The organism is Methylobacterium sp. 275MFSha3.1 (genome assembly GCF_900108435.1).
GTDB lineage: Bacteria > Pseudomonadota > Alphaproteobacteria > Rhizobiales > Beijerinckiaceae > Methylobacterium.
The window spans coordinates 1-6,732 of sequence record NZ_FNWP01000064.1 but is presented as its reverse complement, the minus strand read 5'-3'; the positions used below and the strand labels follow the sequence as shown (position 1 = coordinate 6,732).

The 6,732-nt window shown below is 67.3% G+C and carries 9 protein-coding genes; 4 read left to right on the top strand and 5 right to left on the bottom strand.

What is annotated here, in order from left to right; genetic code table 11:
* Positions 1-222: 222 nt before the first annotated feature.
* From BLW78_RS30625 to BLW78_RS30610, 4 genes are all read left to right on the top strand, one after another.
* Entirely contained in the window at positions 223-1,179 is a 957-nt protein-coding gene (locus tag BLW78_RS30625) for a LysR family transcriptional regulator (RefSeq protein ID WP_091684083.1), read from the top strand.
* A 271-nt stretch (positions 1,180-1,450) separates the two neighbouring features.
* The gene (locus BLW78_RS30620) at positions 1,451-2,257 is read left to right on the top strand and encodes a L,D-transpeptidase (RefSeq protein WP_091684079.1); all 807 of its coding nucleotides are present in this window, start codon (positions 1,451-1,453) and stop codon (positions 2,255-2,257) included.
* A 68-nt stretch (positions 2,258-2,325) separates the two neighbouring features.
* Positions 2,326-3,204, top strand: a complete 879-nt coding sequence (locus BLW78_RS30615) for a LysR substrate-binding domain-containing protein (RefSeq protein ID WP_091684081.1) — start codon at positions 2,326-2,328, stop codon at positions 3,202-3,204.
* A gap of 89 nt (positions 3,205-3,293) precedes the next feature.
* The gene (locus tag BLW78_RS30610; protein ID WP_091684077.1) at positions 3,294-3,590 is read left to right on the top strand and encodes a putative quinol monooxygenase; all 297 of its coding nucleotides are present in this window, start codon (positions 3,294-3,296) and stop codon (positions 3,588-3,590) included.
* A 72-nt stretch (positions 3,591-3,662) separates the two neighbouring features.
* Here BLW78_RS30610 and BLW78_RS30605 read toward each other — a convergent pair whose 3' ends face one another.
* From BLW78_RS30605 to BLW78_RS30590, 5 genes are all read right to left on the bottom strand, one after another.
* The gene (locus tag BLW78_RS30605; RefSeq protein WP_091684075.1) at positions 3,663-4,088 is read right to left on the bottom strand and encodes a cupin domain-containing protein; all 426 of its coding nucleotides are present in this window, start codon (positions 4,086-4,088) and stop codon (positions 3,663-3,665) included.
* A 9-nt stretch (positions 4,089-4,097) separates the two neighbouring features.
* Positions 4,098-4,835, bottom strand: coding sequence for an SMP-30/gluconolactonase/LRE family protein (locus tag BLW78_RS30600; protein ID WP_244527123.1), 738 nt, complete (start codon positions 4,833-4,835; stop codon positions 4,098-4,100).
* A 71-nt stretch (positions 4,836-4,906) separates the two neighbouring features.
* Positions 4,907-5,215, bottom strand: a complete 309-nt coding sequence (locus BLW78_RS31960; protein WP_244527122.1) for a hypothetical protein — start codon at positions 5,213-5,215, stop codon at positions 4,907-4,909.
* Complete coding sequence (locus BLW78_RS30595) at positions 5,212-6,228, bottom strand: zinc-binding alcohol dehydrogenase family protein (RefSeq protein ID WP_091684073.1); 1,017 nt, start codon at positions 6,226-6,228, stop codon at positions 5,212-5,214. Before BLW78_RS30595 ends, BLW78_RS31960 begins: the two co-directional genes overlap by 4 nt.
* A 27-nt stretch (positions 6,229-6,255) precedes the next feature.
* Positions 6,256-6,732 (bottom strand): DMT family transporter (locus tag BLW78_RS30590; RefSeq protein ID WP_139307808.1); only part of this gene is annotated, 477 nt, incomplete at its 5' end.

The following is a 6,732-nucleotide window of genomic DNA, read 5'->3' as shown; positions in this document are numbered from 1 at the left end:
AGCTTTCAGGTCAGCGATATCGTCCGGACGGCGCGTCGTACCTGCCACACGCTCACCGCGTCCGAGCAGTTGCACCGCCATCTCGCGACCGAAGCCGCTGTTCACACCTGTGATGAACCACGTCCGAACCATCTTCGCCTCCGGCTTGTCCCGGCACGAGCTAGTCCGCATCATTGCCCAGAATAAGCGGGGCAATTCCGCATGCCTTGGTGGCGTTTGGCCATGAATGATATGCCGACCTTGACCGAACTGAAGGTGCTTGCCGCGATCGCGACGCACAGGAGCTTTCGGAAGGCTGCCGACGAGTTGGAGTTGGCGCCCTCGACCCTGAGCCACATGATGAGCGGCCTGGAGGCGCGGCTTGGTACGCGTCTGCTGAACCGGACCACCCGCAGCGTCTCGCCGACACAGGCTGGTGAGCGCTTGGTCGAGCGCCTGCGGCCCATCCTTCAGGGTCTCTACGGAGCACTGGCCGAGGTCGATGCGTCGCGAGATCATCCCAGAGGGACCCTTCGGATTACGGCATCCGAGACTGTCTCTCTGCTCCTTCTGCGGACCGTCATCCCGGTCTTTCTCGGCCGCTTCCCCGAGATGGCGGTCGACCTCGTGGCCGAGCCTGCCTTCGTGGACATCGTCGCGGAAGGCTTCGACGCGGGCTTCAGGCTTGGCGAAGAGGTCCCGCGCGACATGATTGCGGTGCGGTTCGGAGGGGCCTCGCGCATGCTCGCGGTCGCATCGCCGTCCTACCTCGAAGGACGGGATCTGCCGCGCACGCCGGACGATCTATCGGCTCATCACTGCATTCGGACCCGGACGCCGAACGGCCGATCCTGCAAGTGGGAGTTCGAGCGTCACGGCCAAGTCGTAGCCGTCGACGTTCCAGGGACACTCATCCTCAATCGCTCGGAGTTGATGACCGAAGCCGCGATCCGCGGTCTGGGGATCGCGTTCGTTCCTGAACCGGTGGCCCGACATCATCTTGAAGCCGGCGTGCTCAAGTCCCTTCTCGAAGACTGGTGCCCGCCTTACCCTGGTGTATTCCTCTACTACCCGGGGCACAGACATGTCCCCGCCGGTCTTCGTGCCTTCATCGACGTCCTCAAAGCCTTTCCTGTAGGAAGCGTGAGCGTGGGCGCCCAGGCCGTTATCGGCCTAAGTGCGCCGGTAGAGGGAGCTTGAAGGAAGCTCGGCCCATGGTGGCTTTTGGCCGCGAAGCACCAGCAGCCCAGGGCGGCATGGCTGCCCTGTCGGGCCCCGTCTGACAGTTGGGTTCGTCGCGCCTGCAGCACAGAGGATGAGGCCGGGCCAGTCCATCCATTCGGTATGCTACTGACAACGATCGAAACTATGCGTTTCCTTCGGCTACCTCGCGAGTGCAACCTATTCGGCGTGCTTGAGGGCGGTGTCCGCGGCACCGCCGCAGGGTCGCTTCGCGAGAGCCGAGAGCATCATGGTCGAGCCTGGATCCATCCCTCCCGCCGGCCCAGGTCGGGTTCGTTCGCGGTTTGTGGCTCACGCTCGCCTTGCACCGCTCGCGTTGGTGATGGGCGGCTGTGTGGAGGTCGAGGCGCAGCGTGGGGTCATCGCACCGCAGCCGAATGTGACCTTCACGGCCATGTACGGGGCTCGCCCCGATGAGCGTTTTGCCCTGCCGGCCACAGACATCTCCGATGTTGATCCGCGCTACTTTCGGCAGGAGGTCGCCTACCCGCGTTCCGAGCCACCGGGCACCCTCGTGGTCGATCCGGGCAACAAGTTCCTCTATCTTGTCCGCGAGAACGGACGAGCGCTGCGCTACGGCGTCGGCGTCGGTCGGGCTGGGCTTGCCTGGAGTGGATCGGCACGTGTGGGGCGCAAGGCCGAGTGGCCGCGCTGGACACCGACCGCCGACATGATCGCCCGCGAGCCGGAGCGGAACGCACCCTGGCGCAACGGCATGGCTGGCGGCCTCGGCAATCCGCTTGGACCCCGCGCCCTCTACCTCTTCGACGGCCCGCGCGACACGCTCTACCGTATCCACGGCACGACCGAGCCGCGGACTATCGGTACGAACGTCTCCTCCGGCTGCATCCGGATGTTCAATCAGGACATCATCGATCTCTATGGCCGTGTTCCGGTCGAAACGCGCGTCGTCGTGCTGCCGGCAGGCGAACATGTCGAGCCTCCGGAGGCGCTCAGCACCGCCTCGGCACCTATGGCGCGAGCGGATGAACCTCTCCTGGCGCAGGTGTCCGGAGCGGCGCCGGGTCGATATTGATGGGCAGCGGGACCGGCGGGGACCGGCCCCGTGCGAAGAACGCGCGTGAAGAGGGGATGGGCGGGACGATGCGGTACCCGGATCTGGAGCTCGACCTGTTGCGGGCCTTCGTTGCGGTGGCCGAGACCGGCAGCTTCACGGCGGCTGCCGACGTGGTGCACCGCTCGCAATCGGCGGTGAGCCAGAAGGTTCTCCGGCTGGAGGAGATCCTGGGGCGGCGCGTCTTCGACCGGACTAGCCGAACGCTCGGCCTGACGCCGGACGGTGAGCGCCTGCTCGTCGCTGCGCGCCAGATGTTGGAATTCAATGACCGGATCATGCGCACGTGGCGCGAACCGGCGGCGAGCGGCACCTTGCGTCTCGGCGTGTCCGAGGACTTCATCCCCGGCCAACTGCCGAAGCTGCTCGCGCGGTTCAGCCGACTTTATCCCAATCTGCACATCGATCTGAAGACCGGGCTGAGCTGCAGTCTCCTGGAGGCCTATGACGGGGACCGCTTGGACGCGGTGATCGCCAAGCGGAGCGGCAGCAACTCCCGGGGGCGCGTCATCTGGCGCGAACCGCTCGTCTGGCTGGCATCCGCCGACTACCAGTTGGACTTCACACGGCCCGCTCGGCTGGTGATGCTCGCCCCACCCTGCAGCTACCGTGACATGATGATCGCCGCCCTCGATACTGTCCGACGGGAATGGGTCGCCGCCTGTACCGCCAGCAGCCTGATGGGCGTGCAGGCCGCGGTGGCGGGCGGTCTGGGGGTCACGCTGCTCGGCCGCTCCTTCGTGCAGGAGGGCATGCAGATCCTGCGGGCTCCGGAACTCTGGCCGGCCCTTCCCATGACCGAGGTGACGGTCCTGGGCGAGGATCGCGCACCCGATCTTGTGGAGCCGCTGATCGCCTTCTTGAGCCAGAGCCTAGCCGGCCATGACGCGCTGACCCTTGCGGCCTGAGTGGCCGCCGACCGCTCAACACGTCGGCGTGTCGCGCGCCATGACGGTTTCCGGCGAGGCCGGAGCTGCAGAAATCAGGAATTCAGACAATGTCCCAACAGATCCAGCTTGTCGCCCGCTTGGTACCCCGGGAGGGACGCGAGGCAGCACTGGCGCAGGCTGTCGCGGCGATCGTGCCTGAAGTGCTCAAGGAGCCTGGCTGCCTCGTCTACACCGCCCACGACAGCCGCGAGCGGCCCGGCACGATCGTGATGTACGAAGTCTGGGAGAGTCAGGCCGCACTCGACGTCCACGCTGCGGGCCCCAACTTCGGCATCCTCGCCGCCCGCTTCGACGAACTCTTGAGCGAGCCCCTCGCTATCGAGCCCTTACATAGGATCGCCTGATCGAACGCCTCCGACCCAGCCGAACACTGGCGACCCCAGAGGCCTCGGCGTTCCGCGAAGGTCGCGCCGCGCTCAGAGTGTCGGCGCATTGCGGGCCATGAAAGTTTCGGGCGACCCGTCCGCGGCATCGACGAAGACGATGTCGGACGGTGGGCGCCGCGGCGTATCGACGGAGAGGAAGACCACCGGCTCCTCGATGATCGACGGCAGGGCGTGAACGGTGCCGCGTTCGAAGAACAGGAGTTCTCCCGGGCCGAACGTCGCCTCCTGGCTCGCATCCCCCATCCAGAACGTGCCACATCCTGACAGCACGTAGAGGTACTCGTCGCAGGTCGCATGGTGATGTGGCGGGGTCGGCCTGTAGACTCGGAACACCCTTGCGCTCGCCGCTTCGCGATCCGTGAGATAGGTGTCGGCGAGTAGCGTCCGCGCCGTCTCGGGCAGTGTCGCCGCGATGGCCTTCAGGGCGAAGCGGCCGGTCCCATTCATCTCCAACATGATTTCACCTCACCGATGATCGTTGGGTGCGGGCTTGGCCCCGACCTGGAGGGTGTAGACCTCGACCGGATAATGCACGCGGGACGTGCCGCCCTGAAAAGGCGCCAGACGGTTGATCTGCGCCGCCGGCATCCAGAGCCGTCCGGTAGCGTCGATCCACATCGCGTCGACCCAGAGCAGGCGCGGATCCTCGATGAGGGTCGAGACCGTGCCGTCCGGCGCGATCCGGAGGATGCGTTGCGCATCCGTGTCGCTGACGAAGAGCGTACCATCCGCGGCAATCGCCGTGCCCCCGGCCGAGGGCGTGTTCGCCACGGTCTCGACGGCTTGCGCAAGCATCTCCGACGAGGTCCCAGGATCATCCAGCAGATGGGTCGGCACGCGGTAGAGCGGTCCCGAACAGGCTTGGTAATTGAGCCAGGCGCCGTCGGGCGAGACCTCGATCTGGTCCGCATGCACGAAGACCGGCCTCCCGTCGGGGCCATGCATGATGCGCCACTCCGCGGAGATCGGCCGGGCGGCGGTCACGGACGGGTGGCCTTCGAGGACGCGGCGACCTTTACCGGTCGCGAGGTCAAGCACGATGAGGGCGGGCGCGCCGGCATCGCTGAGGTAGGCCCGCGAACCGTTGAACCGCATGTCGTCCACGAAGCTCCGCGGCGTCACCACGCCGTCCAGGGTGATCGTACGGCGTACGCGGGCGCTCGCGATGTCGACCTGCACGAGCTTGACGCCCCCGGGTCGCATGGGCTGGCCGAGACCGGGTGAGCCGGTATCGACGAGCCAGAGGTCGCCGTCTGGCCCGATCCGGAGTGAGTTCACCCAGACGAGGGAACGGGCCGGGTCGGCACCTCGGCATAGGCGTTCCAGGCCTCGTCGGGGAACGGCACCGGCGTGCCGTTCCGGATCTCGACGACGCGTGGGCCAGCGCTCCCGTCGATGCGCGCGAGGGCTGCGAAGATCCGTCCCTCCGGCGTGACCGCGACACCGTTGGTGACGGCCTCGGCAAGGGAGAACGCCACCGTGAGGCGCGGCGCGTCCGCGTTGGCGTCCCCCGATGCGAGCAGCATCGCGGCGCCGGCGCCCGCCAGCCAAGTGCGCCGATCCAGGTTCGATGCCGCGCTCATGCCCAGCCCTCCAGAACGATCTTGCCCTTGGCCCGTCCACTCTCGATCAAGGCGTGGGCGCGCCGCAGGTTGGCGGCCGAGATCGGGCCGAAACTCTCAGCGAAGGTGGTCTTCAGCGTGCCCACATCCACGAGGCGGGAGACCTCGTCGAGGAGCGCGCCCTGCGCGTCCATGTCGGCGGTCTCGAACATCGAGCGCGTGAACATGAACTCCCAGTGCGTCGACACGCTTTTGCGCTTGAACGGCACCACGTCGAGGCTGTCAGGATCGTCGATCAGCGCGAACCGACCCTGGGGGGCGATCAACGCTGCGATCTCGGTCAGATGCCGGTCGGTGTTGGTGGTCGAGAACACGAAGCCCGGCGCACCGAGCCCCAGCGCGGCGACCTCGGCACTGAGGGGCTTGGTGTGATCGATCACGTGGTGGGCGCCGAGGTTCCGGCTCCAGGCCGCCGTCTCGGGACGGGAGGCGGTCGTGATCACCGTGAGGTCGGTGAGCCGGCGGGCGAGTTGCGTCGCGATGGAGCCGACCCCTCCGGCGCCTCCGACGATCAGGATAGCACTTGACGCACCCGGCACCGGTTTGCGGACGTCGAGCCGGTCGAACAGCGCTTCCCAGGCGGTGATCGCGGTCAGAGGCATAGCGGCCGCCTCGGCCGTCGAGAGCGAGGCGGGCTTGTGGCCGACGATGCGCTCGTCGACACAGTGCAGTTCGGCATTCGTTCCGGGCCGGCCGAGCGCCCCGGCGTAGAACACGGCGTCGCCCGGTCGGAACAGGCGAACCTCGGGGCCGACCGCCTCGACGATTCCGACCGCATCGTAGCCGAGGATGTGCGGCTGCCCCTCCGTCGGGGTGACGCGGGCGCGGACCTTGGTGTCGACGGGGTTCACCGAGACGGCCTGCACGCGAACGAGCAGGTCGCGGGGGCCGGGCGTTGGGGCCGGCAGGTCGAGATCGACCAGTGCCGCATCGTTCTCGATTGGCAGGGAGGTGTGGAAGCCGACGGCCTTCATGGGAATGCTCCTCTTGTCGTTCGGGTGTCAGGGACGGGATTTGCGTGCACTCGCGGCGATGCCGAGCACGACGGCGATTGCGCCGACGATCAGGTCGAGGCTCGGCACCTCGTGCAGGGTAGCCGTGGATAGGGCGAGACCGGTGACCGGCACCGCCATCATCAGCGTCGCGGTCGCGCTGGCCGGCAGCCGGGCGCTCGCGGCATTGACGGCGCAGAAGCAGAAGGCGGTCGCAACCGGGCCGACGAAGGCGAGGCAAGCCCAGAACACGCCTGTGCCGTCTCCGGTGAACGGTCCCTCAGCCGCATAGGCCAGGGGCACCAGCACGGCTGCGGCGAGCAGCATCTGCCAGGGCGCGAGCTGGATCGCCGACGACGGCGTTCGGCCGTATCGCAGATGCAGGATGCACACGGCCCAGGCCGCCGAAGCCGCGATGAGCAAGCCGTTGGCGCCAACAACCCGACTGTCCTGCCAGTCGATGGCGTGCGGATTGAGCAGGACGAG

Coding starts and splice junctions, on each gene's coding strand:
- BLW78_RS30625 (WP_091684083.1), top strand. CDS start 223: ATGAATGATATGCCGACCTTGACCGAACTGAAGGTGCTTGCCGCGATC.
- BLW78_RS30620 (WP_091684079.1), top strand. CDS start 1,451: ATGGTCGAGCCTGGATCCATCCCTCCCGCCGGCCCAGGTCGGGTTCGT.
- BLW78_RS30615 (WP_091684081.1), top strand. CDS start 2,326: ATGCGGTACCCGGATCTGGAGCTCGACCTGTTGCGGGCCTTCGTTGCG.
- BLW78_RS30610 (WP_091684077.1), top strand. CDS start 3,294: ATGTCCCAACAGATCCAGCTTGTCGCCCGCTTGGTACCCCGGGAGGGA.
- BLW78_RS30605 (WP_091684075.1), bottom strand. CDS start 4,088: ATGTTGGAGATGAATGGGACCGGCCGCTTCGCCCTGAAGGCCATCGCG.
- BLW78_RS30600 (WP_244527123.1), bottom strand. CDS start 4,835: ATGCGACCCGGGGGCGTCAAGCTCGTGCAGGTCGACATCGCGAGCGCC.
- BLW78_RS31960 (WP_244527122.1), bottom strand. CDS start 5,215: ATGAGCGCGGCATCGAACCTGGATCGGCGCACTTGGCTGGCGGGCGCC.
- BLW78_RS30595 (WP_091684073.1), bottom strand. CDS start 6,228: ATGAAGGCCGTCGGCTTCCACACCTCCCTGCCAATCGAGAACGATGCG.